General features: G+C 72.7%; 29 protein-coding genes. 16 read left to right on the top strand and 13 right to left on the bottom strand.

All coding sequences use genetic code 11. The features are described 5' to 3' along the window. Window positions 1–12 precede the first annotated feature (12 nt). Both ABTW87_RS09585 and ABTW87_RS09580 read left to right on the top strand, forming a co-directional pair. Window positions 13–1317, top strand: a complete 1305-nt coding sequence (locus ABTW87_RS09585; protein ID WP_350650230.1) for a S1C family serine protease — start codon at window positions 13–15, stop codon at window positions 1315–1317. A gap of 72 nt (window positions 1318–1389) precedes the next feature. After that, window positions 1390–1815, top strand: a complete 426-nt coding sequence (locus ABTW87_RS09580) for a twin-arginine translocase TatA/TatE family subunit (protein ID WP_350650228.1) — start codon at window positions 1390–1392, stop codon at window positions 1813–1815. An 82-nt stretch (window positions 1816–1897) separates the two neighbouring features. On the opposite strand, the gene ABTW87_RS09575 is transcribed toward ABTW87_RS09580, so the two are convergent. The 3 genes from ABTW87_RS09575 to ABTW87_RS09565 form a co-directional block, all read right to left on the bottom strand. Continuing rightward, complete coding sequence (locus ABTW87_RS09575) at window positions 1898–3046, bottom strand: Mrp/NBP35 family ATP-binding protein (RefSeq protein WP_350650226.1); 1149 nt, start codon at window positions 3044–3046, stop codon at window positions 1898–1900. Between the two features lie 142 nt (window positions 3047–3188). Next, window positions 3189–3794 (bottom strand): DUF1003 domain-containing protein, encoded by a 606-nt coding sequence (locus ABTW87_RS09570; RefSeq protein WP_350650224.1) that lies wholly within the window; start codon window positions 3792–3794, stop codon window positions 3189–3191. Further along, window positions 3787–5073 carry a magnesium transporter MgtE N-terminal domain-containing protein gene (locus ABTW87_RS09565; RefSeq protein ID WP_350650222.1) on the bottom strand — a complete coding sequence of 429 codons (1287 nt, stop codon included), beginning with the start codon at window positions 5071–5073 and terminating at the stop codon, window positions 3787–3789. The genes ABTW87_RS09570 and ABTW87_RS09565 overlap by 8 nt, the downstream gene beginning before the upstream one ends. A gap of 186 nt (window positions 5074–5259) precedes the next feature. Here ABTW87_RS09565 and ABTW87_RS09560 point away from each other — a divergent pair, with 186 nt between their 5' ends. Then, window positions 5260–6129 carry a PhzF family phenazine biosynthesis protein gene (locus ABTW87_RS09560; protein WP_350650220.1) on the top strand — a complete coding sequence of 290 codons (870 nt, stop codon included), beginning with the start codon at window positions 5260–5262 and terminating at the stop codon, window positions 6127–6129. Between the two features lie 104 nt (window positions 6130–6233). Further along, window positions 6234–6743 carry a hypothetical protein gene (locus ABTW87_RS09555; RefSeq protein WP_350650218.1) on the top strand — a complete coding sequence of 170 codons (510 nt, stop codon included), beginning with the start codon at window positions 6234–6236 and terminating at the stop codon, window positions 6741–6743. An 8-nt stretch (window positions 6744–6751) separates the two neighbouring features. On the opposite strand, the gene ABTW87_RS09550 is transcribed toward ABTW87_RS09555, so the two are convergent. Then, complete coding sequence (locus ABTW87_RS09550) at window positions 6752–7495, bottom strand: HAD family hydrolase (RefSeq protein ID WP_350650216.1); 744 nt, start codon at window positions 7493–7495, stop codon at window positions 6752–6754. Between the two features lie 99 nt (window positions 7496–7594). Between ABTW87_RS09550 and ABTW87_RS09545 the strand changes: the two genes are divergently transcribed. Continuing rightward, on the top strand, window positions 7595–8590 hold the full coding sequence (locus ABTW87_RS09545) for a DMT family transporter (protein ID WP_502891554.1): 996 nt from the start codon (window positions 7595–7597) through the stop codon (window positions 8588–8590). 47 nt (window positions 8591–8637) lie between these two features. Here ABTW87_RS09545 and ABTW87_RS09540 read toward each other — a convergent pair whose 3' ends face one another. Together ABTW87_RS09540 and ABTW87_RS09535 are read right to left on the bottom strand one after the other, a co-directional pair. Continuing rightward, window positions 8638–9357 (bottom strand): GNAT family N-acetyltransferase, encoded by a 720-nt coding sequence (locus tag ABTW87_RS09540; RefSeq protein WP_350650212.1) that lies wholly within the window; start codon window positions 9355–9357, stop codon window positions 8638–8640. 26 nt (window positions 9358–9383) lie between these two features. Further along, entirely contained in the window at window positions 9384–10208 is an 825-nt protein-coding gene (locus ABTW87_RS09535) for an SDR family NAD(P)-dependent oxidoreductase (protein WP_350650210.1), read from the bottom strand. Window positions 10209–10338: 130 nt separating this feature from the next. On the opposite strand from ABTW87_RS09535, the gene ABTW87_RS09530 reads away from it, so the two are divergent. Next, window positions 10339–11295: an HpcH/HpaI aldolase/citrate lyase family protein gene (locus ABTW87_RS09530; protein WP_350650208.1), complete on the top strand. Its 957-nt coding sequence runs from the start codon at window positions 10339–10341 to the stop codon at window positions 11293–11295. 50 nt (window positions 11296–11345) lie between these two features. On the opposite strand, the gene ABTW87_RS09525 is transcribed toward ABTW87_RS09530, so the two are convergent. Continuing rightward, window positions 11346–11915 (bottom strand): DUF4190 domain-containing protein, encoded by a 570-nt coding sequence (locus ABTW87_RS09525; RefSeq protein WP_350650206.1) that lies wholly within the window; start codon window positions 11913–11915, stop codon window positions 11346–11348. Between the two features lie 119 nt (window positions 11916–12034). Between ABTW87_RS09525 and ABTW87_RS09520 the strand changes: the two genes are divergently transcribed. After that, complete coding sequence (locus ABTW87_RS09520; RefSeq protein ID WP_350650204.1) at window positions 12035–12922, top strand: SDR family NAD(P)-dependent oxidoreductase; 888 nt, start codon at window positions 12035–12037, stop codon at window positions 12920–12922. 42 nt (window positions 12923–12964) lie between these two features. Here the strand turns inward: ABTW87_RS09520 and ABTW87_RS09515 are convergent, their stop codons facing one another. Next, window positions 12965–13450: a DUF4190 domain-containing protein gene (locus ABTW87_RS09515; RefSeq protein WP_350650202.1), complete on the bottom strand. Its 486-nt coding sequence runs from the start codon at window positions 13448–13450 to the stop codon at window positions 12965–12967. Between the two features lie 170 nt (window positions 13451–13620). Here ABTW87_RS09515 and ABTW87_RS09510 point away from each other — a divergent pair, with 170 nt between their 5' ends. Continuing rightward, window positions 13621–14817, top strand: a complete 1197-nt coding sequence (locus ABTW87_RS09510) for an acyl-CoA dehydrogenase family protein (protein WP_350650200.1) — start codon at window positions 13621–13623, stop codon at window positions 14815–14817. Window positions 14818–14833: 16 nt separating this feature from the next. On the opposite strand, the gene ABTW87_RS09505 is transcribed toward ABTW87_RS09510, so the two are convergent. The 5 genes from ABTW87_RS09505 to trxA all read right to left on the bottom strand — a co-directional run bounded on the left by ABTW87_RS09505 (window position 14834) and on the right by trxA (window position 19263). Further along, complete coding sequence (locus ABTW87_RS09505; RefSeq protein WP_350650198.1) at window positions 14834–15676, bottom strand: hypothetical protein; 843 nt, start codon at window positions 15674–15676, stop codon at window positions 14834–14836. Window positions 15677–15815: 139 nt separating this feature from the next. Beyond that, the gene (locus tag ABTW87_RS09500) at window positions 15816–16223 is read right to left on the bottom strand and encodes a CoA-binding protein (protein WP_350650197.1); all 408 of its coding nucleotides are present in this window, start codon (window positions 16221–16223) and stop codon (window positions 15816–15818) included. A gap of 22 nt (window positions 16224–16245) precedes the next feature. Beyond that, window positions 16246–16959 (bottom strand): hypothetical protein, encoded by a 714-nt coding sequence (locus ABTW87_RS09495; RefSeq protein WP_350650195.1) that lies wholly within the window; start codon window positions 16957–16959, stop codon window positions 16246–16248. A gap of 23 nt (window positions 16960–16982) precedes the next feature. After that, window positions 16983–18815, bottom strand: coding sequence for an intein-containing Rv2578c family radical SAM protein (locus ABTW87_RS09490; protein ID WP_350650193.1), 1833 nt, complete (start codon window positions 18813–18815; stop codon window positions 16983–16985). Between the two features lie 85 nt (window positions 18816–18900). Then, window positions 18901–19263 (bottom strand): thioredoxin, encoded by a 363-nt coding sequence (gene trxA, locus ABTW87_RS09485; protein WP_350650191.1) that lies wholly within the window; start codon window positions 19261–19263, stop codon window positions 18901–18903. 555 nt (window positions 19264–19818) lie between these two features. On the opposite strand from trxA, the gene ABTW87_RS09480 reads away from it, so the two are divergent. From ABTW87_RS09480 to ABTW87_RS09445, 8 genes are all read left to right on the top strand, one after another. Beyond that, window positions 19819–20334 (top strand): MaoC family dehydratase, encoded by a 516-nt coding sequence (locus ABTW87_RS09480; RefSeq protein WP_350650189.1) that lies wholly within the window; start codon window positions 19819–19821, stop codon window positions 20332–20334. 124 nt (window positions 20335–20458) lie between these two features. Beyond that, on the top strand, window positions 20459–20956 hold the full coding sequence (locus ABTW87_RS09475) for a hypothetical protein (protein ID WP_350650187.1): 498 nt from the start codon (window positions 20459–20461) through the stop codon (window positions 20954–20956). Between the two features lie 35 nt (window positions 20957–20991). Beyond that, window positions 20992–21615, top strand: coding sequence for a TrmH family RNA methyltransferase (locus ABTW87_RS09470; RefSeq protein ID WP_350650185.1), 624 nt, complete (start codon window positions 20992–20994; stop codon window positions 21613–21615). A gap of 124 nt (window positions 21616–21739) precedes the next feature. Further along, window positions 21740–22438: a DUF6758 family protein gene (locus ABTW87_RS09465; RefSeq protein ID WP_350650183.1), complete on the top strand. Its 699-nt coding sequence runs from the start codon at window positions 21740–21742 to the stop codon at window positions 22436–22438. A gap of 116 nt (window positions 22439–22554) precedes the next feature. Then, on the top strand, window positions 22555–22713 hold the full coding sequence (locus ABTW87_RS09460; RefSeq protein ID WP_168004014.1) for a hypothetical protein: 159 nt from the start codon (window positions 22555–22557) through the stop codon (window positions 22711–22713). A 6-nt stretch (window positions 22714–22719) separates the two neighbouring features. Continuing rightward, entirely contained in the window at window positions 22720–23595 is an 876-nt protein-coding gene (locus tag ABTW87_RS09455; protein ID WP_350650180.1) for a PH domain-containing protein, read from the top strand. Window positions 23596–23677: 82 nt separating this feature from the next. Continuing rightward, window positions 23678–24421 (top strand): SigE family RNA polymerase sigma factor, encoded by a 744-nt coding sequence (locus ABTW87_RS09450; RefSeq protein ID WP_350650178.1) that lies wholly within the window; start codon window positions 23678–23680, stop codon window positions 24419–24421. Next, window positions 24418–25662 (top strand): hypothetical protein, encoded by a 1245-nt coding sequence (locus tag ABTW87_RS09445; protein ID WP_350650176.1) that lies wholly within the window; start codon window positions 24418–24420, stop codon window positions 25660–25662. Before ABTW87_RS09450 ends, ABTW87_RS09445 begins: the two co-directional genes overlap by 4 nt. Window positions 25663–25716: the final 54 nt, after the last annotated feature.

Genomic DNA, 25716 nt, shown 5'->3' with positions numbered 1-25716 from the left:
GGAGGCAGCGACGTGACCGACGGCTGGGAGTGGCGCCAGCCCGGGACGGGTCCCGGAGCGGCGGGCCCGCCGCCGTCCGCGTACCCCCCGGCGGGAGCACCGCCGCACGGCCCGGGTTCGCCCTGGTGGTCCGACGCGCTCGCCGACCCGTGGCGTGACCCGGCCGCCCCGGCGGCCGTCGTCGTGCCCGCCGGGCCGGTCGTCGGGGCCGAGCCCGAGCCGGTCACCGACCCGGACGCTCCCGGCCGGCCCGCGCTGCGCCACCTGCTGCTCATCCCGCTGATCACGGCCCTGCTGGCCGGCGCGCTGGGCGGTGCGCTCGGCTACGCGTTCGCCATCCGGGGCGGTGCCGCCGCCGGCCCGGTGCTCGGCGCGAATCCGGGACAACCGCCGGAGCTGGCCCAACGGAAGCCGGAGTCCCTGGCCGGCGTGGCGGAGCGGGTGCTGCCGAGCGTGGTGACGGTCCGGGTGGCGAGCCTCGGTGGGACGAGTGAGGGCTCGGGGTTCATCGCCACCACCGACGGCCACGTGATCACGAACGACCATGTGGTGGCGGGCGCGACCGGGCGGGCGTCGGTGATCTTCAACGACGGCAGTTCGGCGCCGGCTACCGTCGTCGGGCAGGATCCGGAATCAGACATCGCGGTCATCAAGGTCGCCCGGAACGGCCTGCGCCCGGTGGAGTTCGGCGACTCCGACGCCCTCGCGGTCGGCGACCCGGTGCTGGCCATCGGCTCGCCGCTCTCGCTGGCCAACACCGTCACCGCCGGGATCGTCAGCGCGCTCGACCGCACCATGCAGGCGGGCGAGCCGGGCGGCCCGACCCGCTACTACGCGGCGATCCAGACCGACGCGGCGGTGAACCACGGCAACTCGGGCGGCCCGCTGGTGGACGGGGCGGGCCGGGTCATCGGGGTCAACTCGACGATCAAGTCGCTGGTCGCCGACGGGCAGGAGGCCGGGAACATCGGGCTGGCCTTCGCCATCCCGATCAACCAGGCCAAGCGGATCACCCAGGACATCATCGGCACCGGCAAGGCCCGCCGTACGGTGATCGGCGCCCAGGTCGGCGGTGCGGGGGCGGGTGTCGGCGCGGGTGTCCGGCTGGCCTCCGTGGAACCGTCCGGCCCGGCCGCCGACGCCGGGCTGCGGGCCGGCGACGTGATCCTGAAGCTGAACGGCCGGCCGATGACGGAGCCGACCGACCTGATCGCCCTGGTCCGTAAGTTCGCACCCGGATCGGTGGTGACCGTGGAGTATCGCCGGGGTTCCTCCCGGCAGAACACCTCGGTGACGCTCGCCGCAGACGCGAAGTGAGCCCCTCACCCCCTCCCGAGGTGGCCTGCCACGTGCGTAGGCTTGCGCTGACGCCGAGAGGAGGCCCGCGCAGTGTTCGAGAACCTGAACTGGTGGGAGATCGGTGCGCTGCTGCTCCTGGCGCTCCTGATCTTCGGTGACCGGCTGCCCGCGGTCATCAACGACGGCCTGCGGATGGTGCGCAACCTGCGCCGGATGGCGAACAACGCCACCACGGACCTCAGCCGGGAGTTGGGCACCGACATCAAGTTGGAGGACCTGCACCCGAAGGCGTTCATCCGCAAGCACCTGCTGAGCGAGGAGGAGGAGGCGGCGATCCGCAAGCCGCTCCAGGGCGTCTACGACAACCTGCGGGCCGACGTCGCCGGCGTGCACGACGAGCTGAAGGACGTCTCGGCCGCCGTCGACCCCCGCTCGAACGGGAGCCGGACCGCCACCGCCGCCGGCGGTGCCTCGCCCGCCCCCGCCCCCCGCGCCAGCTACGACGACGCGACCTGATCGCCCCGGCAGGGCTGTCGCGGCGCCCCGGGCGGCCGTGGCCGGGGCGCGTCTCGGGGGGTGCGTCGGGGCGGTGGTGCCGTCAGCGGCCGGCGGGCTTGAGGCCCAGCGGCTTGCCGAGCAGCGACTCGCGGCGCACCGCCAGCCGGTCGGCGACCTGGCCCAGTGCCTTGGCGGCCGCCGACTCCGGCTCGGCCAGCACGATCGGGTTGCCCTCGTCGCCGGCCTCGCGGACCCGGGTGTCCAGCGGGATCTGACCCAGCAGCGGCACCTGCGCGCCGATGGTCTGCGTCAGCGAGTCGGCGACCGTCTGGCCGCCGCCGGCCCCGAAGACCTCCATCCGGGAGCCGTCCGGCAGCTCCAGCCACGACATGTTCTCGATCACACCGACCACCCGCTGGTGGGTCTGCAGGGCGATCGCGCCGGCCCGCTCCGCCACCTCGGCGGCGGCGGCCTGCGGCGTGGTGACCACCAGGATCTCGGCGTTGGGCAGCAGCTGGGCCAGCGAGATGGCCACGTCGCCGGTGCCCGGAGGCAGGTCGAGCAGGAGCACGTCCAGGTCGCCCCAGTAGACGTCGGCGAGGAACTGCTGCAGCGCCCGGTGCAGCATCGGGCCGCGCCAGACCACAGCGGCGTTGCCGGCGGTGAACATTCCGATCGAGATGACCTTCACGCCGTGCGACTGCGGCGGCATGATCATGTCCTCGACGCGGGTGGGCCGGCCGTCGGCCCCCAGCATCCGGGGCACCGAGTGGCCGTAGATGTCCGCGTCGACCACGCCGACGGAGAGCCCCCGGGCGGCCAGCGCCGCCGCCAGGTTGACCGTCACGCTGGACTTGCCGACGCCGCCCTTGCCGCTGGCGACCGCGTAGACCCGGGTGCGCGACCCCGGCTGGGCGAAGGGGATCACCGGCTCCTGGCTGGCGCCCCCGCCCCGCAGCTTCGACTGGAGCTCCTGGCGCTGCTCGGGGCTCATCACGCCGAACTCGATCTCCACCCCGGTCACACCGGGCACCGCGCCCACGGCGGCCGTGATGTCGCTGCGCAGCTTGTCCTTCAGCGGACAGCCGGCCACGGTGAGCAGCAGCTCGACGTGGACGAGGCCGTCGTCGCCGACCGTCGCGGAGCGAACCATGCCCAAATCGGTGATGGGCCGGCGGATCTCCGGGTCGTTGACGGTGGCCAGGGCGGCCTGGATCGCGTCGGAGACGGTGCTGACGGGTGCTGACATGCCCGCAATGCTACGTCGGCGGTGGTCCGTCACCGCCCCAGGCGGGGTCGGTGTGAGCGAATCGATGGGCTGGACGGGACCCGACGGAAATGCGACGATCCGAGGCGAACGCCGCTCGCCTGGCCCCTTGGGCAAGCGGCGTTCAACGCGTCCCGGGCTCGGGGCGGCCGTCGCGGGTGTAGTCGCTGTCCAGCTCGTCGCGGGGCTCGTCCAACCCGTCCCCGCCGGCCGGCCGCTCCGGCACCCGGCGCTCCAGCCGCTGCCGGCGCTGGGCGGCGTCGTCCAGCTCCTCGGCGAGCCGGGCCAGCTCCGACCGGAGGAAGTCGCGGGTCGCCACCTCGCCCATCGCGTTGCGCAGCGCCGCGATCTCCCGGGCGAGGTACTCGGTGTCCGCCTTCTGCGCCGTCGCCCGGCGCCGGTCCTCCTCCAGCGCGAGCCGGTCCCGGTCGGTCTGGCGGTTCTGCGCCAGCAGGATCAGCGGCGCCGCGTAGCTGGCCTGCAACGACAGCATCAGGGTCAGGAACGTGAAGGTGTACGGGTCGAAGCGCAGATCCGCGGGCGCGAGAGTGTTCCAGAGGAACCAGGTCGCGATGACCACCGTCATGTAGACGATGAAGTGGGCGGTCCCCATCCCGCGCGCGATCGCCTCGGACCAGCGGCCGAACGCCTCCGGGTCGAACCGGGGCAGCCGCACCCCCCGGGCCTCGCGCGGCTGGTCCAGCCGCTCCGCCCGCCGCCGCTCAACCATCAACGGCCTCCGGCGTCTCGTCGGCGGCGACCGGGCCCGCCGGCATGGCGTCCCGGTCCCGCCAGTCGCGGGGCAGCAGGTGGTCCAGCACGTCGTCGACCGTGACCGCGCCCACCAGCCGGTTGTTCCGGTCGATCACCGGCATGGCGACCAGGTCGTACGTGGCCATCCGGCGGGTGATCTCGGGCAGCGGGGTGGTGGGGCGCAGCGGGTCGATGTCATTGACCACGATGCCGCCCACCAGGTCGGCCGGCGGTTCCCGCAACAGCCGCTGGAAGTGGACCATGCCGAGGTACCGGCCGGTCGGCGTGGTCATCGGCGCCCGGGTCACGAACACCTGGGCGGCCACCGCGGGGGAGAGCTGCGGCTCCCGCACCCGGGCCAGTGCCTCGGCCACCGTGGCGTCCGGCGGCAGGATCACCGGCTCCGAGGTCATCACCGAGCCGGCCGTGCCCGGCGTGTACTTCAGCAGCTGGCGTACCGGGTCGGCCTCGTCCGGCTCCATCAGGTCGAGCAGGACGTCCTGCTCGGGTGGTGGCAGCTCGCCCAGCAGGTCGGCGGCATCGTCCGGGTCCATCTGCTCAAGCACGTCGGCGGCGCGTTCCCGGTCCAGGGCGGCCAGGATCTCCACCTGGTCGTGCTCCGGCAGCTCGCTGAGCACGTCGGCGAGCCGCTCGTCGTCCAGGGCCGCCGCGACCTCGTTGCGGCGTGCGTCCGGCAGGTCCTGCAGCGCGTTGGCCAGGTCGGCGGGGCGCATGTCCTCAAGCACCGCGAGCAGGTTGGCCGTACCCCGGGTGTCGGCGATCCCGCTCAGCCCGCGGACCCGGTCCCACTCGACCTGGTGCAGGTTGCCGCGGCGGGTCAGCCGGCCGGTGTGCTCGCGGACGGCGACCCGGGACAGCGTCCACTCGCCGCGGGACGACTCCATCGCCACGTCCACCACGGTGCCCGCCTGCCCGGCCGGGTCGATCTGCACCCGCCGGTCCAGCAGCTCCTGGAGCACGAGCAGCTCGTTGGGGCGCTTCTCGAAGCGGCGCAGGTTGAGCGTGCCGGTCCCGAGCACCACCGCGTCCGCGTCGAGGGACGTGATCCGGTTGATCGAGAGGAAGATCCGCCGGCGCATCGGCATCTCGGCGACCAGACCGACGACCTCCGGCGGGCGCTTCGTGGCGCGCAGCCGGGCCACGGCGTCACGTACGCGGCCCACCTGGTCGCCGTTGGGGTCGAAGACGGCGACGCCGGCGAGACGGGCGATGTAGACCCGGGTCGGCGTGCTCACGCGCACCAGCCTAGGGCCTGGGTCGGCGTCCCGGCCCGGGCAGGGAGGAGGCCGGGCCGCCGATCGCGTAGGGCAGCGACCGGCGGCGTTTCCCGACCGGTCACGGGAGCCGTCCGGCGGCGTTCCGGTGCGGCGTGGCCGGGCTGTGCCGTCGTGACCGGTTCCGAGCGCCTAGTGTCTAACACCATGTCGACCCTGGCCTACGAGATCGTGGACGTGTTCACGGACCGCCCCTTCGCCGGCAACCCCCTGGCGGTGGTGTTCGGTGCCGACGGCCTGGCCACCGAGCAGATGCAGGCGCTCGCTCTCGAGTTCAACCTCTCCGAGACCGTGTTCGTGCTTCCGCCCACCCAGGCCGGCGCCACCTACCGGGCGCGGATCTTCACACCCGTCGACGAACTGCCGTTCGCCGGTCACCCGAGCGTCGGCGCGGCGGTCACCGCCAGCCGACGCGGCCTCTTCGGCGCCGGCCAGGTCACTCAGGAGTGCGGCGCGGGCGTGCTGCCGGTCGAGGTGACCGCCACCGGCGCGACGCTTACCGGTGGCCTGCCCACGCTCGGTCCGGAGCTGGACCCGGCGCCGCTGCTGGAGATGGCCGGTCTCACCGCTGACGACCACGTCGGGCCGGCACCCCGGGTCGCCGGGTGCGGCCTCGAGTTCCCGTACCTGCCGGTGCGTCCGGACGCGGTGGCGCGGGCGAGGTTGAACGCGGCGGCGGCACAGCGGTACGGAGTGGAGCACGTCAGCGTCTTCTCCTGGGAGGCCGAATCGCAAACCGCCCACGCCCGGGTCTTCGTGCCCGGGCTCGGCGTACCCGAGGATCCGGCGACCGGGTCGGCCGCCCTCGGACTGGGGGTGTGGCTGGTGGCCAGCGGCCTGCTGCCCGGCGAGGGACGGTCCAGCTACGCGGTACGCCAGGGCGTCGAGATCAGCCGGCCGTCGTCGCTGGCGTGCACGGTCACCGCGGCGGGCGGTGCGGCGGTCGGCGCGACCGTCTCCGGCCAGGTGATGCCGGTGGCCAAGGGCGAGATCCTGATCCCACCCTTCATCGGCTGAGGGGTAAGGAAGGGCCCCTTCTTAACGCCTGCGGTAGAGGAAGGGTCCCCTGTTAACACCCCGCGGGACGGGCACACCGCCGACGGGTACGGGAGGATGCGGGAGTGAGCGACGCCGACGAGCGCAGCACCCCACTGGTCGACGAGGCGATGAAGAAGGCCGCCGTGGCGTGGGTCGGCGTGCCCGGAGGGCCGGCGTACGCCCTGTGGTGCGTCCCCCTGGAGGGGGCGCTCTTCGTGGTGAGCGGGCCGGGTGAGCAGCCCGCCCCCGGGCTCGCCGACGCGACGCGCGCGGAGGTCACCCTGCGCGGTGACCACGGTGGCCGGATCGTCACCTGGCCCGCCGACGTGACCCGGCTGGCTCCGGGCACCGAGCACTGGGAGACCATCGCGCCGCTGGTCGCCGCCAAGCGGCTGAACGCTCCCGGCCCGGCCGCCGATCTCGTGGCGCGCTGGGCGGCCGAGGGTTGCGCGCTCAACCGGCTCGCGCCCGCCGGTGACCCGGCCTCCGGCACCGCACTGCCCACCGGCTCGTTGGCGGAGTCGCCGCGCGGGGCGACTGTGGTGCGGGCGACCCGCAAGCCCTTCCGGTTGCACCGCGTCCGCCGCCGCTGAGGCCGCCGCTACGTGTTAACAAGGGACCCCTGCTCTACCGCAGGCGTTAAGAAGGGGCCCTTCCTTTCACCCGCGTCCAGGAGGTGGAGCACGTCGGTCAGGGATGCCAGTTCCGCTCCCACCCAGGTGTGGTCGGGGTTGAAGACCAGGTGGTCGGCGAGGTCGGGGGCCGCCAGGCGGACCGCCGTCAGCCCGGCCCGCTCCGCCCCGGTCAGCTCCTGGCTGTCGCCGTCGCCGACGTACAGGCAGGCCGCCGGTTCCACCCCCAGGCGGCGGCACGCGGCCCGGTAGAGCTCCGGGTCCGGCTTGCAGCGCCCCACCTGTACGGAGAGGACCCGCACGTCCAGCAGCGGATCGACCGGCAGGTGCGGAAGGTACGCGGGCAGTTCGTGGGTGCAGTCGCTGACCAGCCCGGTCCGCAGTCCACGCCGGCGCAGCGCGGTCAGGGTCGGCACCGCCTCGGCGCGGAGCCGGATGTCGGCGCGGACGGCCCGGTGCCGGGCGGCGACGGCGGACCGCACCGCCTCGTCGGATGGGTGTACGCCAGCCTGCTCACAGACCCAGCGCAGGGTCGCCTCGGCGGTGCCCAACCGGCCCGTGGCGCGCTTGTGGAAGGTGCGGTCGAGGACGTCGACGAACACCTCGGGCGGGCAGCCGAGCAGGTCGGCGGTGGCGCGGTGGGCGGCGCCCCGCGGCGCGGAGCAGGTAAGCGTGCCGAAGAAGTCGAACAGCACCGCCTGGAACATGGGCATGGGGGTGGGCCTCCGGGCGGTCGAGGGGAGTCGCCGGCGGATCGCGTGTGATCGTAACCGAGTACTGACCGTGCGTGGTTGCCGGATTTCGTGTGAGTATTGCTCTCCGTGTCGTCCGCACCGCACCGCCCGTCGCCGGACCCGCTCACCCTCGGTGCGCTCGCGCTCGCCGTGGTGGCCGTGTCGTCGTCCGCGCCCCTGGTCGCGTACGCGACCGCGTCGGCCCTCGCGATCGCCTTCTGGCGCAACCTGCTGTCCACCGCGGTGCTCGGACCGGTCGCGCTGGTACGGCGGCGGGCCGAGTTCCGGGCGCTTGTCGCACCCGCCGGGCGACGGGACGCCTGGTACTGCGTGCTGTCCGGGGTGGCGCTCGCCGCGCACTTCGCCACCTGGATGCCGAGCGCCAAGCTCACCACCGTGGCGGCGGCCACCGCGCTGGTCGCCACCCAGCCGGTGTGGCAGGGGTTGATCGCCCGCGTTCAGGGCCGGCGGTTGTCGTGGGGGGTGTGGGTCGGCATCGGCGTCGCGGTCGCCGGCGCCGGGCTGGCCACCGGCGCGGACGTCACGGTCTCCGGACGGGCGTTCCTCGGTGACCTGCTCGCGATCGTCGGTGGCATGTTCGCGGCGGTCTACACCGCCCTCGGGGAGCGGGCCCGCAGGACGCTGAGCACCACCACCTACACCACCGTCTGCTACGGCGTCTGCGCCCTGCTCCTGCTCGTGGTCTGCCTGGTCGGCCAGGTGCGGCTGACCGGGTTCGACACCCGCACCTGGCTCGTGGTGCTGGCCCTGGTCGCCGGCGCCCAGCTGCTCGGCCACTCGATGTTCAACTTCGCCCTGCGCCGGGTCTCCGCCACCACGGTCAGCGTGCTGATCCTGCTGGAGGCGCCGGGCGCCGCCCTGATCGGCTGGGTCTGGCTGGACCAGTTGCCGCGGCCGCTGGCGCTGTGCGGCCTGGCGCTGCTGCTGACCGGTGTCGCGGTGGTCATCCTCGCCAGCGCGAGAACCCGCCGCACCGGACCCACCCCACCGGTTCCACCCACCGTCCCGGCCGACGCCACCCCGCTCCGCGAGCAGCGGACGCCACCTCGCTGAGCGGCGCCGTCCGTGGCCCGGGCCGCCACCGCGGGCGCCCGGGCCGGTCAGACCTCCCGCACCTCGAGGACCCGGGTGGTCGGCGCGGTGTCGCCGAGGGCGGCCCGCAGCGCCATCCGTTCCGGATCGGCCAGGAAGGACTCGTAACCCGCCCGGGTGTCGAACCGGATCACGTGCACCTCGCTGAGCCCGTCATCGGCGCGCAGCCGGCGTTCGACCCGGCCGCCGTGCCGCCCGAGCAGGGCGAGCACGCGATCCTCGTACTCCCGGCCGGCCTCGACCGCGTCGGCGGCCAGCTCCACGAGCGCGACCAGGCGCACGGCGGCGGCCGGGTCGGTGACCAGCGACTTCCAGAGGTGGTGGTCCACGTGGCCGCCGGGGATGCCCTCGCGACGGCCGGTGTCGAGGTAGCCGAGCCGGCGGTAGAACTCCGGCGCCTGGAACGAGAACGAGGACACCGAGATCTGCGTGCAGCCGCGCCGGCGGGCCTCCTCCTCGGCGGCGCGCACCAGCCGGCCGCCCCAGCCCTCGCCGCGGCGGTCATCGCGGACCCAGACCATGTTGATTCCGGCGCAGTCGCCCCAGCTCCAGCCGGTCAGGCCGGCGACCAGGGCACCGTCGGCGCCGGTGACCCGGACGGCGAGGTCGGCCTCGTCCGTCGCGCCGGTCGCGCGGTTGTTGAACGCGGTCAGTTCCGCGCTGAGCCGCTCCTCCAGCTCCTTGTCCGCGCCGAGCACCTGCAGGATGTCGTTCCCCGTCGAGACCATGCGGCGCAGTATCGCAGCGACGGAGGTCAGTCCTCGATACCGACCGCCTTCGCGCTGGCCGTCCAGAGGCGGGCGGCGAGCCGCGGGTCGGCCGCCTTGGGCAGCGGCCGGCGCGGCCGCCGGTCGAAGTAGTAACCACCGTTGCGCAGCCGCTCCGGCTCCTGGTTGGCGAGCCAGACCAGGGTCTCGGCCCCCTTCTCCGGACTGCGGAACGGCAGCAGTCGCATGCCGAGCGCGACCAGCCGGCTGTCGTTGCCGAACCGGGTCCGCACCACGCCGGGGTGGAAGCAGTACGCCGGGACGTCCGGCCAGCGCCGCGCCGCCTCCGCGGTGAACAGGATGTTCGCCTGCTTGCTGGTGCCGTACGCGCCCATCGGGCGGTACCGCCGCAGCGGCCGGTTGAGGTCGTCCGGGTCGAGGGAGCCGCTGCGGTGCGCGCCGGAGGCGGTCACCACGATCCGGCCGATCCGGTCCCGCAGCAGGTTGGTCAGCAGGAACGGCGCGAGGTGGTTGGCCTGGATCGACAGCTCGAAACCGTCGACGGTGGTGATCGGCTGAAGGACGATCGCCCCGGCGTTGTTGGCGAGCACGTCGATCCGGTCGTACGCGGCGCGCAGCCGCTCCGCCAGGCCGCGGACGTCGTCGAGGACGGCGAAGTCGGCCCGGAACAGCTCCGGGCGCTCGCCGGCGGCCTCGCGGACCTGCTCGGCGGCGGCCTGGAGGCGGGCCGGGTCGCGCCCGACCAGTACCACCTGGTCGCCGCGGCAGGCCAGGTCGACGGCGGCCGCGAGGCCGATGCCGGAGCTGGCTCCGGTCACCACCACCAGCCGACGCCCAGTGAGATCTTCCACAGGTCCATTCACCCCGGTCACGGCACGAGGTTACCGTGGCGTCACAACGCCCTTTGGGATCGTTAAGTCTTCACACTCTCACGTTCAGGTGGCGTCGGCGTGCCCGCCGGACGCTGGAAGGAGCGCATCCATGGCCGCAGTCGGTCGCCCCCGCCGGTCCTGCCTGGCGGTACCGGGTTCCAGCGTCAAGATGCTGGGCAAGGCCCAGGGTCTCCCCGCCGACCAGGTCTTCCTCGACCTGGAGGACGCGGTCGCCCCGCTCGCGAAGCCGGACGCCCGCAAGAACATCGTCGCCACGCTGAACGAGGGTGACTGGACCGGCAAGACCCGGGTGGTCCGGGTCAACGACCTGACCACGCCCTGGACGTACAAGGACGTCATCGAGGTGGTCGAGGGGGCCGGCGCGAACCTCGACTGCATCATGCTGCCGAAGGTGCAGAACGCGGCCCAGGTGCAGTGGCTGGACATGACCCTGACCCAGTTGGAGCGGACGCTCGGCCTGGAGGTCGGGCGGATCGGCATCGAGGCGCAGATCGAGAACGCCGCCGGCCTGGTGAACGTCGACGCCATCGCCGCCGCGTCGCCGCGGGTGGAGACCATCATCTTCGGGCCGGCCGACTTCATGGCCTCCATCAACATGAAGTCCCTGGTTGTCGGCGCGCTGATCCCGGACTACCCCGGCGACCCGTACCACTACATCCTGATGCGGATCCTGATGGCCGCGCGGATGCACGACAAGCAGGCCATCGACGGCCCGTTCCTGCAGATCCGCGACGTGGACGGGTTCCGTGAGGTGGCCAAGCGCTCGGCCGCGCTGGGCTTCGACGGCAAGTGGGTGCTGCACCCCGGCCAGATCGACGCCGCCAACGAGGTGTACTCGCCGAGCCAGGCCGACTACGACCACGCCGAGCTCATCCTCGACGCGTACGAGCACTACACGTCGGAGGCCGGCGGGAAGCTCGGCGCCGTGATGCTCGGCGACGAGATGATCGACGAGGCTTCCCGCAAGATGGCGTTGGTGATCGCCGCGAAGGGCCGGGCGGCCGGGCTGACCCGTACCTCGTCCTTCACCCCGCCGTCGGAGTGACCCGGGGTCGTGCCGCCCGGCTGATCGGGCGGCACGACCCGCCGGCGGTCCTAGTACGTCGCGGAGGCGTCCTGGTTCGCCGCGAAGATGATGAGACCGATGATGGCCACGGCGGCGATCAACGCGATGGCCGTCGAGATCCAACCCATGATGATGCCCGCGTTGGCCATGCCCTCGCCGGCCTCGCCCCGCTCGCGGATCTGCCGCTTCGCGACGTGACCGAGGATCGCCCCGACCACGCCGATGATGCCGCCGATGCCGTAGCCGCAGATGCCCATGACGCCCATGATCGAGACGACCATCGAGGCGACCGCCATCCCGTTCGTCTGCGGCGCGGGCGGGTAGCCGTAGCCCGGGTACACCGGCTGCGGGTAGCCGCCGGCCGCGTACGGGTCGGGCGCCGGCTGGCCGGGTGCCAGCTTCTGACCCGCGTACGGGTCCTGATAGGGGCTCGTGGGCGCGCCCGCGTACGGGTTCGCCGGTGCGTACGGGTCGCCACCGGTGGGCTGTGCGGGGATCGGCTGGCCGCTCACCGGAAGGGTGGGGTCGGCCGGCGGGGACGACTGTTGACCGGACCAGGCCGGGTCCTGCCAGCCGCCGGACGGCGGGGGATAGCTCATCGTCTGCTCTCCATCGAGGTACGGGTGAGCCGTCAGGGTAATCAGCGAGGCGAAAACCCGGGGGCTCCGCCACCGGGTGCCGCGTTGCCCGGGCCCGGGCGAACGGGCAGGATCCTGGCATGGCGATTGACGCGAGAGCCGGCAGCCGACCCCGACGGGACGCGAGCCGTCCCGGTCTGGCGCGCCGCAGCCGGTCGGTGACCGGCCCCGCCGGTCAGGATGAGCCGGCGGCCCTTCCGGAGCCGGTGACGATGCGGCTCGACGGAAAGGTCGCGCTGGTCACCGGTGCGGGCAGTCCGGACGGCATCGGGTACGCGACCGCCCGCCGCCTGACCGACCTGGGCGCCCGGGTCGCCATCGTCTCCACCACGCGCCGCATCCACGAGCGGGCGGGCGAGCTGGGGGTCACCGGCTTCGTGGCGGATCTCACCGACGAGTCGGAGGTCGGCGCGCTGGCCGACGCCGTCGCGGAGCAACTCGGCGACGTGGAGGTACTGGTCAACAACGCCGGCCTGGCCAGCCGGGCCAGCCCGGAGGTGCTGCGGCCGGTCGCCCAGCTCAGCTACGAGGAGTGGCGCGGCGAGATCGACCGCAACCTCACCACGGCCTTCCTGTGCAGCCGGGCGTTCATCGGCGGGATGGCGGAGCGGGGCTGGGGGCGGATCGTCAACCTGGCGGCCACGGCCGGCCCGGTCAACGCCCTGCCGACCGAGGCCGCGTACGCGGCGGCCAAGGCGGGTGTCGTCGGGCTCACCCGGGCGCTGGCGATGGAGATGATCGCCGACGGGGTGACCGTCAACGCGGTCGCTCCGGGCACCATCCACACCGCCGCCTCGACGATGGCCGAGATCCGGCAGGGTTTGGGCACGCCGGTCGGCCGGCCGGGCACGCCGGACGAGGTGGCCGCCGCCATCGCCTTCCTCTGCTCGCCGGCCGCGTCGTACATCACCGGCCAGATGCTTGTGGTGGACGGCGGCAACAGCGTCCGCGAGGCGCAGTTCCGCTGAGGTCGCCGGCCCGCGGCGTCGGTCGGTGCCGCGGGCCGCGGGTCAGTAGTTCCGCATGTCGCCGCCGGCGATGGCGACCAGGGCGATCCAGCCGCAGCAGACCAGCACCAGGAGCCCGGTGAAGATGTAGCTGAGGATCAGCCCCCAGGTGGCGAGCTGGTCACCTTCCTCGCCGCTGGTGCGGATCTGCCGCTTCGCCAGGTGCCCGAGCACGATCCCGGCCGGCGAGAAGACGAACGCGAAGACCAGGGACAGGATCGCCAGGACGTTCACGCCCCGGTTGGTGCCCGGCGGCGGCCCGTATCCGCCGTACGGCGCCCCCCACTGCTGGCCGTACGGCTGGCCGCCGGGCGGCGGCCCGTACGGGGGCGGCGGCTGGTTCGGGTCGTACCCGTGCGGCGGCGGCTGGTTCGGGTCGTAGCCGTGCGGCGGCGGTGGGGGCGGCGGCTCGGGGCCCGACGCGGGTTGCTCCCACGGCGACGGCGGCCGGTCGGGGTCCGGCGGGCCCGGCGGCGGTGGCTGGCTCACGGTCTCCTCCTCCTGCCGGATCGCGTCCTATTGCCGGACGCTACCCCGACCGGTGAACCTTTTCACAGCGGTTGTGTGGACTGGTCACCTTGGCGACGCCGTCCGCGCGGCCGATACTGACCGAGCGTTTAGTTACCCTTGAGTAATGCGCCGATCCCCCGGAGGCTGAGATGGCCAGACTCGCCCAGACGCCCGGCCTGACCGATGTGCAGCGGTCGATCCTGGAAACCGTCCGGGAGTTCGCGGACAAGGAGATCATTCCGCACGCCCAGCGACTGGAGCACGCCGACGAGTACCCGACCGACATCCTCGACGGGATGCGCGAGATGGGGCTGTTCGGCCTGACCATCGCCGAGGAGTACGGCGGCCTGGGCGAGTCCCTGCTGACGTACGCCCTGGTGGTCGAGGAGCTGTCCCGCGGCTGGATGTCGATCTCCGGCATCGTCAACACGCACTTCATCGTCGCGTACCTGATCTCCCAGCACGGCTCGGCGGAGCAGAAGGCCCGGCTGCTGCCGAGGATGGCCACCGGCGAGGTGCGCGGCGCGTTCTCCATGTCAGAGCCGGAATGCGGCTCCGATGTCTCGGCGATCAAGTCGAAGGCGGTCCGCGACGGCGACAACTACGTCCTCAACGGCCAGAAGATGTGGCTGACCAACGGGGCGTACTCGTCGGTGGTCGCGACCCTGGTCAAGACCGACACCGGGGCCGACTCGGTCTACGCCAACATGAGCACGTTCCTGCTGGAGAAGGAGCCCGGCTTCGGCGAGACCGCCCCCGGCCTGACCATCCCCGGCAAGATCGACAAGATGGGCTACAAGGGCGTCGAGACCACCGAGATGGTCCTCGACGGGGTGACCGTTCCCGGCTCCGCAGTGCTCGGTGGCGAGGAGAAGGTCGGCCGCGGCTTCTACCAGATGATGGACGGCATCGAGGTCGGCCGGGTGAACGTCGCCGCCCGGGCCTGCGGCATCTCGATCCGGGCGTTCGAGCTGGCCGTCGCGTACGCCCAGCAGCGTCGTACCTTCGGCCAGCCGCTCGCCGGGCACCAGGCCGTCGCGTTCAAGCTGGCCGAGATGGGCACCAAGATCGAGGCGGCGCACGCGCTGATGGTCAACGCCGCCCGGCTCAAGGACGCCGGCCAGCGCAACGACGTCGAGGCCGGGATGGCCAAGCTGCTCGCGTCCGAGTACTGCGCCGAGGTGGTGCAGGAGGCGTTCCGCATCCACGGCGGTTACGGCTACTCCAAGGAGTACGAGATCGAGCGCCTCATGCGGGAGGCCCCGTTCCTGCTCATCGGCGAGGGCACTTCGGAGATCCAGAAGACGATCATCAGCCGCGGCCTGCTGAAGCAGTACAAGCTTTGAAAGGAAGGGCCCCTTCTTAACGCCTCCGGTAGAGGAGGGGCCCCTTCTTAACGGGCGAGCCGCCGGCCGGCTCGGGAGCGTCGACCGGCAGCCCGACGGCCAACGCGTCCGGCCGGGTCCGGTAGTGCTCGATCGCGGCCAGCAGCCGCTCGTCCGGCACGGCGACGGCACGCCCGCCGACGGTCCGGGTAACCGGTACCGCACGCCCGTGCGCCCCGCCGCTCGGGGCCTCTGCCGTCGGGGTCCGGCCCGGGTGCCCACCGTTTGGATTTCCCGCCGTGCCGGCCTGGCTCGGCATGGTGCGCAGATACACGCCGTCGACCCGGCCGCTGCTACGGCGCAGCACCGTCTCCCGGATGGACGGCCACGGAACATGCTGCCGTCCCTGCCGCACGCCGCTCGCCGTGAGCGCCAGCGCGCCCGTGAATCGTGCGACGCCGTACGCCACCTTCCCGACGAAGACGCCGATGCCGAGCGCGACGAGGCTCCGGACCAACTCGCTCCATTCGTGATCGGGCAGCCTCGCCAGTAGCCCGAACGCGAGGACGGTCGGCACGGCCACCGAGCTTCCCAGTTGGGCCCACTCCACCAGCGAGCGGCGTGCCACCAGCCCGGCCTCGACCCCGTACCGACCCGCGACCCGCGCCCGCCACACCAGCCGTGCCCGGCGACGCGGTCGCCACCGGTGCGACAAGAGCAGCTGGCCGCCGGCAAGTAGCCAGATGAGCAGGCCGACGTCCCATTCCTCGTGGGTATCCAGCGGCATCCGCGACACGACCAGCGCCACGGCCCCACCCGCGACCCCTCCGACCAGCAGCGCGAAACCCCGCCGTCCCGTCAGCCCTCGCCCCTCCTGCACACCGGAAAGGGTAGGACCTCCCGCCCACGGTTGATCATGGAGCTGTGGTGGTCGGTACGACCAGTTAGGCACCTTTGTCAGGCACCACAACTTCATGATCGACGGAGAGAGCGGGCGGTGGGCGGGGCGTCGAGGGGTTTCAGCCCAGGCGGGTCAGGCCGGCGGCGGCGCGTTCCACGATCAGGCAGCGGTCCTCGACGTAGTCGATCCCGGCGTCGGTGGCGATACGGCGCGCCTCCGGCGAGACGATGCCGAGCTGCAGCCACACCGCCGGCGCGCCGATCGAGACCGCCTCCCGGACCACGTCGACCGCGTCGTCGGCCGGGCGGAACACGTCCACCAGATCGACGGGCTCGGGGATCTCCGCCAGCGAGCGGTAGACCCGCTCGCCGAACAGCTCGTCGGCGGTCGGGTTGACCGGAATGATCCGCCACCCGTACCGCTGCATCTGCAACGGCACGCTGTGCGCGGCCTTGCGCGGATCGCGGGACGCGCCCACGACGGCGATCACGGCGGCGTCGGCGAGGATCTGTTGAGGTGAGCGCACCTGCCGACTCTAACTCCGATGATCAGGGCGTGCCTCCCAGTGCGCGACGCAGCCGGTCGTACTCCTCCGGCGTGCCGATCGCCGCCCGGTGCTCGGGATGGCGGACGTAGTGCGTGACGGCGGCGGCCAGGAGCGGCGGGGCCACGTCGAGGTCGCGCAGCCACACCCGCGCCTCGGCCCGGCGGCGACCGCGCCCCACCACCTCGTGTGGTCGAGCCAGGGGCAGGCGGAGGGCGGTGTCATGTTCCTTCACCGGTGGCGGTCCGAGGGGGTCCAGCGCCGACCAGGGTACGGAGACCGCACGCAGCGGACCGTCCGACGCCACGCCGTCGGCGGTGATCCGGAGCATCGGGAGCCGCGTCCACTGCCGATGTGCGACCACCCCGGTCACCGTCAGCGAAGTCGCCAGGAACAGCCACCAGAAGACATCCCGCTCCCACCGGCCGTACCAGATCAGCTGGAAGGGCAGCCAGATGAGGAGAACGGAGTGGAACGTGACGAAACGCTGTGGCGGCGCGTAGAACCCCGATCCGTCCGGTGCCTGCCGGAGGTGGGCTCGGCTGGGCCGCCGAACGAACCCGTAGTACGCGACCAGCAGGCCGACGGTGGCCACCGGGAGACCCGTAGCCCGGCCCTCGAGGACCAGGGTGAGCACTCCCAGGAGCACGCCGAGGAGAAGAGCGGTAGCGGCGGCGCGGCGCTGTCGCCGTAGGGCACCGGTCATGATCTCCCGCACGGCGGCAGCGTAGCGGTGCCCGGCTAGAGCAGGCTGAGCTGCTCGGGTGCCGGCGGTGCCGGTGCCGGATCGGGAGGTCGGCGGTCGTCGCCGCGTTCGCCCCGGTGCAACCCGTGTCGCCGCGCCGCAATCCGCACCCGGGCGGTCAGTTCCCGCTGGTACGACTGCGGCGCGTACGAGCCCGCGTGGTAGAGCTCGCGGTAGCGGGGGACCAGGTGGGAAAACTCGCGGCCGAGCCAGCGCGCATACCACTCCCGGGCGCCCGGGCGCAGGTGCAGCGCCAGGGGCGTCACGCTCGCGGCGCCGGCGGCGGCGATCGCCGACACCGTCGCCTCGATCGACTCGTCGTCGTCGCTGAGGCCGGGCAGGATCGGCGCCATCAGCACTCCGACCGGGAAGCCGGCGTCGGCGAGCCGGCGGACCGCGTCCAGGCGGCGGCGGGGGCTCGGGGTGCCCGGTTCGACCGCCCGCCACAGCCGTTCGTCCACGAAACCCACCGAGAACGAGACGCCCACCCGGGTCACCTCGGCGGCTTGGCGGAGCAGCGGCAGGTCACGCAGGATCAGCGTGCCCTTCGTGAGGATCGAGAACGGGTTGGCGAAGTCCCGGAGGGCTCTGATGATCTCCGGCATGAGCTGGTAGCGACCCTCGGCGCGCTGGTAGCAGTCCACGTTGGTGCCCATCGCGACGTGCGCACCGCGCCAGCGGGGGGCGGCCAGTTCCCGGCGAACCAGCTCACCGGCGTTGACCTTGACGATCACCTTGCGGTCGAAGTCGGCGCCGGCGTCCAGGTCCAGGTACGTGTGCGTGTTGCGGGCGAAGCAGTTGTGGCTGACCACGCCGTCGGCGATGAAGTCGCCGGTGCCGGTGGTGATGTCCCACAGGGGAAGGTCGACGCCGAGCGGCTCGACGGCGGCCACCCGGGGTGCCGCACCGCGGGGTACCGGTGCGCCTTCGACGAGCCGCCCTGCCGTGCCCCCGGTGAGGTGCAGGAACCGCAGCCGCTCGCGGAGCCCACCGGTCAGCCGGATCTGCCGGGGCCCGCCGGGCAGGTTGTGGTCCTCCCGGACGGACGTGAAGCCGAAGTGCTCCAGCGCCGCGGCGACCTCGTCGAAGACGTCCCCGGCCGGCAGGCCGATCCGCAGTGCGTCGCCGCTGCACCGCCCGCCCCGGGCGAAAGCCCCCGCCAGCAGGCCCAGGAGCCACTCGTCGGTCGACGCGTCCGGCCGGTCGCCACCGCTGGTCGCCCAGCGGTGCCCGCGGTCGTGGTCGGCGGAGCCCTTGGGACCCTCGGCGAAGGAACCGGTGCCCAGCAGCCGCTCGCCGGGCACCAGTCGCCGCCGGCGACCCGGGTCCGGTGCGACGTACCGCCAGCCCTCGTCGGACAGGAAGCGGTGGTCGCCGCTCGCCACCAGGCTGGTGCCGTCGTCGAGGGTCAACCGGTAGGCGGGCTTGACCGTGGACCACGTGGCGCGCACGGTCGTCACGACGTAGCGGCGACGACCACCCCGGCGTTCGGTGCCGAAGATCCGGTCGCCGACCCTGAGGTCGCGGATCTGTCGAGGCCGACCGTCAGCCATCAGGACCGGCGTGTCGCCGGAGAGGCAGTACACGCACGCGTGGCTGCAACCGCGGTAGGGATTGATGGTCCACTCGAACGGGACGCGGGAGGCGCCCGGCACCCGGTTGATGATCGACTTGGCGTGGACCTCGTAAAAGGTCATGCCGGCGAACTCGGGGGTGTCGAAGGTGCGTGCGACGGCGCCGGGCAGCGCCAGCGGCAGGGGTGGTGTCGCTGGCGCTGACCCGTCGGGACGTCCCTCGTCCGGGGGAGCGGAGAGGTTGTCCCAGCGCATGGCCACTATTCGAACACATGTACGAGGATAGCGCAAGCAACGCGGCCGGCCCGGTCGGGCCGGCCGCGGCGGGTGTCGCGAAACCTCAGTGCTTGTGCTCGGCGAGCTTCTTGCGGACGTCGTCCATGTCCAGTGCCTCGACCTGTTCGATCAGGTTCTCCAGGGCGGACTCGGGCAGTGCGCCCGGCTGCGCGAAGACGATGACGCCGTCGCGGATCGCCATGATGGTCGGGATGGAGCGGATGTCGAACTTGGCGCCCAACTCCTGCTGCGCCTCGGTGTCGACCTTGCCGAAGACGATGTCCGGGTGCTTCTCCGAGGAGCGCTCGTAGACCGGGGCGAACCGCTTGCAGGGGCCGCACCAGTCGGCCCAGAAGTCGACGAGCACGATGCCGTCGCGGCCCGCCATCTCGTCGAAGTTTGCCGTGGTCAGCTCAACGGTTGCCATGGGAATCTCTCCGATCACCGCGGAATAGCTACGTCTGGTGGAACCAGGGCGTACCTCGTCGAATTCCCGCCCTCGGGGGGCCGAAACGCCCCCGCCCCGACGGGGCCGCCGTGGCGATCACCGTCATCGACGGCCATCGGTACCGGGCGGAGCTGCGTTGCGCAAGTGCACGTCGCATTTGCGTGACGACCCGTGATGGGAGCGTTTCCATAGAGATCGGACACTCGATTGGCTACGAATCGGTAACTTGACGCTTGACATGGACCTATCACGGTGGTGGAGATCGCCCTCACACACGATCTCCGTTACTCCAAGTAGTGTTACAAAAAGATAAATGTGATCCCCGTCTCTGTCGGGGTGTTGCTCGTGTGGGGCAGAATCTTCCGCATCAGAGCGTGGGCGGCGGGTGCCGGGGAGGGCCCCGCCGCTCATTGCGTCCGGCCCCGGGTGACGCCGGTGTGACATATCCCCGCCGCCGCCGCCCCGCGCATCGCCTTAACACCTCATAAGGCATGCTGTGCCGAACTCCATCGCCGCCCGTCGAAGGGGACAAGGATGCAGTTCGGCCGCTACTACGAGGAGTTCGAGGTCGGCGCGGTCTACCGGCACTGGCCGGGGAAGACGGTCACCGAGTACGACGACCACCTCTTCTGCCTGCTCACCATGAACCACCACCCGCTGCACATGGACGCGCACTACGCCGAGACGTCCAGCCAGTTCAAGCGCAACGTGGTGGTCGGCAACTACATCTACTCGCTGCTCCTCGGCATGTCGGTGCCGGACGTCAGCGGCAAGGCGATCGCGAACCTGGAGATCGAGTCCCTGCGGCACGTCGCGCCCACGTTCCACGGCGACACCATCTACGGCGAGACGACGGTGCTGGACAAGCGGGAGTCCTCCTCGAAGCCGGACCGCGGCGTGGTCGCCGTCGAGACCCGCGGCTACAACCAGGACGGCACGCTTGTGTGCGTGTTCCGGCGCAAGGTCATGGTGCCCAAGAAGGAGTACGCGGCCGCGGCGGTCGCCGAGGGCGTCGACCCGGAGCGGCCGAGCTTCCCCGAGCCGCGCTGACCGCGTACCCCCTGGCGCCGGGCATCCCCGGTGGTGCCCGGCCCGGCGGGCGACGTCTCGACGTTTGGTGATTTATGGGGCCGTGCCCGCTCAATCGGGGCATATGCTGACGCCGGAGGTCCTCATGAGCCACTCCGTCGCCGGAGAGCCGCCCGCTACCGGCCGCCGCGCCGCACCGCTGACCACCGCCGTCTACTCCGTCGCCGAGTGGGACCTGCTCACCACCCTGCCCGGCCGGACGGTCGTGGCCGCCGCCATGCCGGCACCGGGACGGCCGGCGCGGGGGGTCGCCGCCGGCCTGGCCGGCCTCGACGCCGTCGCCGCCGGTCGGGCTTTCGACAGCGACCTGGTGCGCGCCGTGGTGGCCGCGATCTACGCCCGACACGACGGGCCGCCTCCGGGAGCGGCCGGCCGGCTCACCGACGTCGTCGACCTGCTCGCCGACGCGCGGGCCGCGGCCCGGGTGCTCGACCGGCGGGCCGACCCGGCCGACTCCGCGGCGTACCGGCAGTGGGTGCAGTCGATCGCGGCCCGGGTGTGCCGGGCGGAGACGGACGGGAACCCCGCTCCGGCCGACCGCCGGTTCCTCGACCGGCTCGGCGGGGCGCTGGGGCTGCGCTGAGCGACCCGGCCAGGTGGCCGTACTGTCTTGTGACCGTGACCGGTGACCAGCTCGACGTCGGCGTGGGCCCCTGGGCGGGCGACCCGCCGGACGACCCGCGGTACGACCCGGAGCTGCTCGCGGCCGGCGACCGGCGCAACGTCGTCGACCGCTACCGCTACTGGCGGCGCGAGGCGATCGTGGCGGACCTCGACCGGCGCCGGCACGACTTCCACGTGGCGATCGAGAACTGGCAGCACGATTTGAACATCGGCACGGTGGTCCGCAACGCCAACGCGTTCCTCGCCGCCGAGGTCCACATCGTCGGCCGGCGCCGGTGGAACCGGCGGGGCGCGATGGTGACCGACCGCTACCAGCACGTCCGACACCACGAGACGATCGAGGACTTCACCACCTGGGCGGCCGGCGCCGGACTGCCGCTGGTGGGCATCGACAACCTGCCGGGCTCCCGGCCGCTGGAGACGACCACGCTGCCGCGGCGGTGCGTACTGCTCTTCGGCCAGGAGGGGCCGGGGCTGTCCGACGCCGCCCGCGCGGCCTGCGCCCAGCTCTACTCGATCGCCCAGTACGGCTCGACGCGTTCGATAAACGCGGGTGTGGCGAGCGGCATCGCCATGCACGCGTGGATCCGGGCCTACGGCGGGCCCCCGCCGGCCTGAGCCGCCCGCCGACCGCCGGAGCCGGGCGCGGCGCCGCGGCCGCCGCCGCGGGTGTTTCCGCAGCCACCGGGCCGAAACGGCCGCTCCGCTTGACGCCGTGGCCCGGCGGGGTGACGGTGGGGTGGTGAGCGTCGCGGTGAGCTGTCCCCGGTGCGGTGGCGAGGTCCGCCCACCGGACCTCATGCACTCCGAGTCCCGGTGCCTGCTGTGCGGACCGGTCGCGCCGCTGCACGTTCCGGAACACATAAACGCGGACATCGTCGCCAGCGTCGTCGACCGCATCACCGCCTCCGCCGACCCACCGCGCCGGGCGCCGGTCCCGCTCTGGTGCCCGTGGCCGTTGCCGCCGGGCTGGACCCTGACCGGCGTGGCGTACGCCGGTGACGACCGTACCGGGGTGCGGGCCACCGCGGTCGCCTGCGCCGGGCCGGAGCCGCTCGGCGGCGGCCCGGCCGACCTGGTCTTCGTCGCCGAGGAACCCGGTGTCGGCCTGGCCACGCGGTTCGCCGGGATCACCGGGCCGGACCCGGGTCCGCAGCTCACCGAGGCGCTGACCGACCCCGGGCCGGGACACCCGGAACATCACGGGCAGGCCCGGATCCGGGTGGCCGGTCACCCGACTCCACTGTGGTTGCTGGACGCACCGACGGATAGAAGCGCGTACGCGGGCGAAGCTCGGGGAATGTGGCTGCATGCGATAGCCTGGCCGGCGAGTGCGGGACATCTGCTCGCCGAGGACGTCGTCCTGCGCGACCTCACCGAGTGGACGCCACCCGAGCTCGTGTACGGCGCACCATCTCCGTATCTGCACGGGAAGGCTTGACAAGTCCCCCGGAATGTCGGAGAACGGACGCAGGAAATAACTGTACGACACCACGCTGATACTGTGAGTGCTGCTGCGGTAAACGGACCCGGCGCCGCGCGAGAGGATGGCCCGCCATGGTCAAGAAGGTCCTCACCTGGGCCGGGATCGCATTCTTGATCTTCTTCATCGCCTACCGGCCGAACTCCGCCGCCGATGTCTTCAAGTCGCTGGGCGGCGGCATCGTGGACATCGCCCAGGGCTTCGGCGACTTCTTCACCAACCTCGTCGCCTAGCCGCCCATGGGCAGCCCCTCCGGTCCACCCTTCGACCCTGACGACCCCGACCGGGAGCGCCGGGAACGAGACACGGAGCCGATCCCCCGCGTCAACCCCGACGACGGTCCGGGCTACGGCTCCGGTCCGGGCCTGTCCGACGGCCCCTCCCTGTCCGGCGGGGCGAGCCTCGGTGACGGCCCGGGCTACGCCGGCGAGGGCCGGTCGGGCCGGGCGTGGATCCGCGACCCCGAGGGCGGCTACCAGCCGCCGCAGATCTCCGAGGACGAGCTCGCCGGCCTGCGGGCCGACGCGGCCGGCATGACGCCGCGGCGGGTCCTGCCCCTGGAGGACGAGCCCAGTTCGCTCGTCGCGCGCTACCTCTTCCCCACCGAGCGGTACCGGGGGGAGTGGAAGCGGCACTGGATCCATCTCGCGACACCCCTGCTCATCGGCATCGCCGCGACCTTCGTGCTCGGTTACCTCTCCGGTTTCCTCGCCGGCCAGGACGTCGGCGCGCTGACCACCGTCGCGGTGCTGCTCTGGTTCGCGGTGATGGGCTGGGTGGCGTGGAAGGTCGCCGACTGGTGGTACGACCGCTTCATCCTGACCAACAAGCGGGTGATGGTGGTCAACGGCATCATCACCCGTCGGGTCGCGATGATGCCGCTGGTCCGCGTGACCGACATGAAGTACGAGCAGACGCCGGCCGGGCGGGCGCTCAACTACGGCACGTTCGTGCTGGAGTCCGCCGGTCAGGAGCAGGCGCTGCGCGAGATCAAGAACCTGCCCAACCCGAACGAGCTCTACCTGCGCGTCGTCGAGGAGATGTACGAGCCGCAGGCGGTCGAGGCGCGGCTGGGCAAGGAGGCCGACGAGGCGAAGGCCGACGACGGTGCCTGAAGGTTTCTGTCCGAACATCTGATGAACAGCGCACCATTTTCCGTGGGAGCCTGCTGGCAGGACGGGGGACGGAGGTTGGGCGGTGGCGAGCAGGGACCTTCGGGAGGAGGAGTTCCGCGAGTTCGTCGCGGCGCGTTCCGGCGCGTTGCTGCGGACGGCGTACCTCCTCACCGGGGACTGGGCCACCGCCGAGGACCTGCTCCAGACCGCGCTGACCAAGACCTACCTGGCCTGGAAGCGGCTCGGCGGTATCGAGGCGGTCGAGCCGTACGCCCGGCGTGTCATGATCAACACGTCGACCAGCTGGTGGCGACGGCGCTGGCATGGTGAACGCCCGACCGAGGTGCTGCCCGAACGCGCCGGCGCGGACGAGATCGAGCGGCAACTCGACCGGGACCTGCTGTGGCGGCACCTGAAGGCGCTGCCGACCCGCCAGCGGGCGGTGCTGGTGCTGCGCTTCTACGAGGACATGTCCGAGGCGCAGACCGCCGCCCTGCTGGACATCTCGCCGGGCACGGTCAAGAGCCAGACCTCCCGCGCCCTGACGACCCTGCGCAAGCGGATGGGTGTGGACACCGCCGACCTCCCCGCAGACCCCGCTCCGCTGCGGCAGCGCGCCGCCCGACCGACCGCCGCGCCCGCTCCCCGGCCCGCCGCGCCGGCCCCGCCGGTCGACCCGCGTCCTGGCGAGCCGACCGTCCTCGGTGGCCCGCCGACCTCCTCCGCACCCCGGCCCGACGCCGCTCGGACCGCCCCGGTGCCGGTCGGAGCGCGGACCGGCCGCCCGGGTGGTGCCGCCGAGGCGCCGGCCGGGGAGGGTCGGTGAGCGGCACCGCGCGTCGTGACAACCGGACCGCGCCCCCGGCGCGTTCAACAGACGTGACACGGGACGAGCTGGAGCAGGCGGTGCGCGAGGCGTTCGGCCAGCAGGTCGCCGAGCCGCGCCCGCCCGCCGCCGACCACGCCGGCGTCGCCGTCCGGCGTGCCCGGCGCGCGCAGCGCCGCCGTACCGTCGCCGGCCTGGCGCTGGCCGCGGTCACCACGGTCGCGGTCAGCACGGGGATGATGCAGCTTCTCGCCGACCCGGCGGTGGTACCCGGGCCCGCCGTCATCGGGCTGGGCGAGACCGAGCCCTCCCGGCAGCCCGCCCCGACTCCCGCACTCCCGCACCCGGGACCAGCCGGGGTCGAACTGATCGTGAAGGACGTCCTGGTCACCGCCGCCGCCCGGCGGGTGACGCTGACCGGGGTCGGCGCCATCGAGTGGGCCCAGCGGTACCCGGAGGCCAGTGCCTGGCTGCTCGTCGGTGCGGAGACGCCAGCCGGGCGTTCGCTGTGGATCGCGCGTCCGAACGGGGTGACGCAGGTCCTGCTGGCCGGCGCGAAGGAGATCGTCCTGTCCCGCGACGGACGCCACGTCGCCTGGAGCGAGGGCAGCGTGCTGGTCAAGGGCACCGTCATCAACAACCAGGTCATGGTCGTGGCGCGACATCCCGCACCGGAAGGGGCCAAGCCGGTCGGCCTCGTCGGCGACGACGTGCTGCTGCGGCTCCACCCCGACCGGGGCGGGTACGGACTGTGGGACCCGGTGACGGGCCGTACCGCGACGGAGGGCGGAGCCGGCGTCCGCCACGTCCACGGGGTACGGCCCGACGGCCTGCTCGTCGGGCAGATCCTCGCCGGTACGCCACGCCGTCCCTGCCTGGCGTTGCTCGATCCGGCAGAGGCGCTGACCGTGGTCCGGAGCGCCTGCGGCCACGCGCTGAGCGGGGACGGGCGCGGCTCGGTGTCACCCGACGGCCGCTGGCTGCTGGTCAACGGCGACGGCGGTGCCCTCCTGGTGGATCTGGACGGGCTCGGCCCCGATGGGATGGTGCGCGCGGCCGGCCCGTCGCTGACCGGGCCGGTGTCGTGGTCGCAGAGCGTCGCCGTGCACGTCCTGGAGGGCAACCGGCTGGCGCGGATCGTCCCGGACCGGGTGCGGGCCGGGCAGCCGGTGGGCAACTTGCTGATCTCCAGCGTGCCGCCCGGTGCCACCGTGCTGCCGGTGGCCGGCACCGGCTTCTGAGCCCGGTCCGGCCCGTGCCGTCAACCGCCGCGCGGCCCATCCGGTAGCGTCTGG

The sequence above is a fragment of the Micromonospora sp. NPDC126480 genome, from assembly GCF_040302465.1.
Lineage (GTDB): Bacteria > Actinomycetota > Actinomycetes > Mycobacteriales > Micromonosporaceae > Micromonospora.
The sequence above is the reverse complement of the archived record's forward strand: the minus strand, read 5'-3'. Positions and strand labels throughout refer to the sequence as shown.

Excerpts from the sequence above, each read along its gene's own strand:
- ABTW87_RS09575 (WP_350650226.1), bottom strand. The coding sequence starts at position 3,046 with ATGTCAGCACCCGTCAGCACCGTCTCCGACGCGATCCAGGCCGCCCTG.
- ABTW87_RS09570 (WP_350650224.1), bottom strand. The coding sequence starts at position 3,794 with ATGGTTGAGCGGCGGCGGGCGGAGCGGCTGGACCAGCCGCGCGAGGCC.
- ABTW87_RS09560 (WP_350650220.1), top strand. The coding sequence starts at position 5,260 with ATGTCGACCCTGGCCTACGAGATCGTGGACGTGTTCACGGACCGCCCC.
- ABTW87_RS09550 (WP_350650216.1), bottom strand. The coding sequence starts at position 7,495 with ATGCCCATGTTCCAGGCGGTGCTGTTCGACTTCTTCGGCACGCTTACC.
- ABTW87_RS09540 (WP_350650212.1), bottom strand. The coding sequence starts at position 9,357 with ATGGTCTCGACGGGGAACGACATCCTGCAGGTGCTCGGCGCGGACAAG.
- ABTW87_RS09530 (WP_350650208.1), top strand. The coding sequence starts at position 10,339 with ATGGCCGCAGTCGGTCGCCCCCGCCGGTCCTGCCTGGCGGTACCGGGT.
- ABTW87_RS09525 (WP_350650206.1), bottom strand. The coding sequence starts at position 11,915 with ATGAGCTATCCCCCGCCGTCCGGCGGCTGGCAGGACCCGGCCTGGTCC.
- ABTW87_RS09520 (WP_350650204.1), top strand. The coding sequence starts at position 12,035 with ATGGCGATTGACGCGAGAGCCGGCAGCCGACCCCGACGGGACGCGAGC.
- ABTW87_RS09510 (WP_350650200.1), top strand. The coding sequence starts at position 13,621 with ATGGCCAGACTCGCCCAGACGCCCGGCCTGACCGATGTGCAGCGGTCG.
- ABTW87_RS09490 (WP_350650193.1), bottom strand. The coding sequence starts at position 18,815 with ATGCGCTGGGACAACCTCTCCGCTCCCCCGGACGAGGGACGTCCCGAC.
- trxA (WP_350650191.1), bottom strand. The coding sequence starts at position 19,263 with ATGGCAACCGTTGAGCTGACCACGGCAAACTTCGACGAGATGGCGGGC.
- ABTW87_RS09480 (WP_350650189.1), top strand. The coding sequence starts at position 19,819 with ATGCAGTTCGGCCGCTACTACGAGGAGTTCGAGGTCGGCGCGGTCTAC.
- ABTW87_RS09475 (WP_350650187.1), top strand. The coding sequence starts at position 20,459 with ATGAGCCACTCCGTCGCCGGAGAGCCGCCCGCTACCGGCCGCCGCGCC.
- ABTW87_RS09460 (WP_168004014.1), top strand. The coding sequence starts at position 22,555 with ATGGTCAAGAAGGTCCTCACCTGGGCCGGGATCGCATTCTTGATCTTC.
- ABTW87_RS09455 (WP_350650180.1), top strand. The coding sequence starts at position 22,720 with ATGGGCAGCCCCTCCGGTCCACCCTTCGACCCTGACGACCCCGACCGG.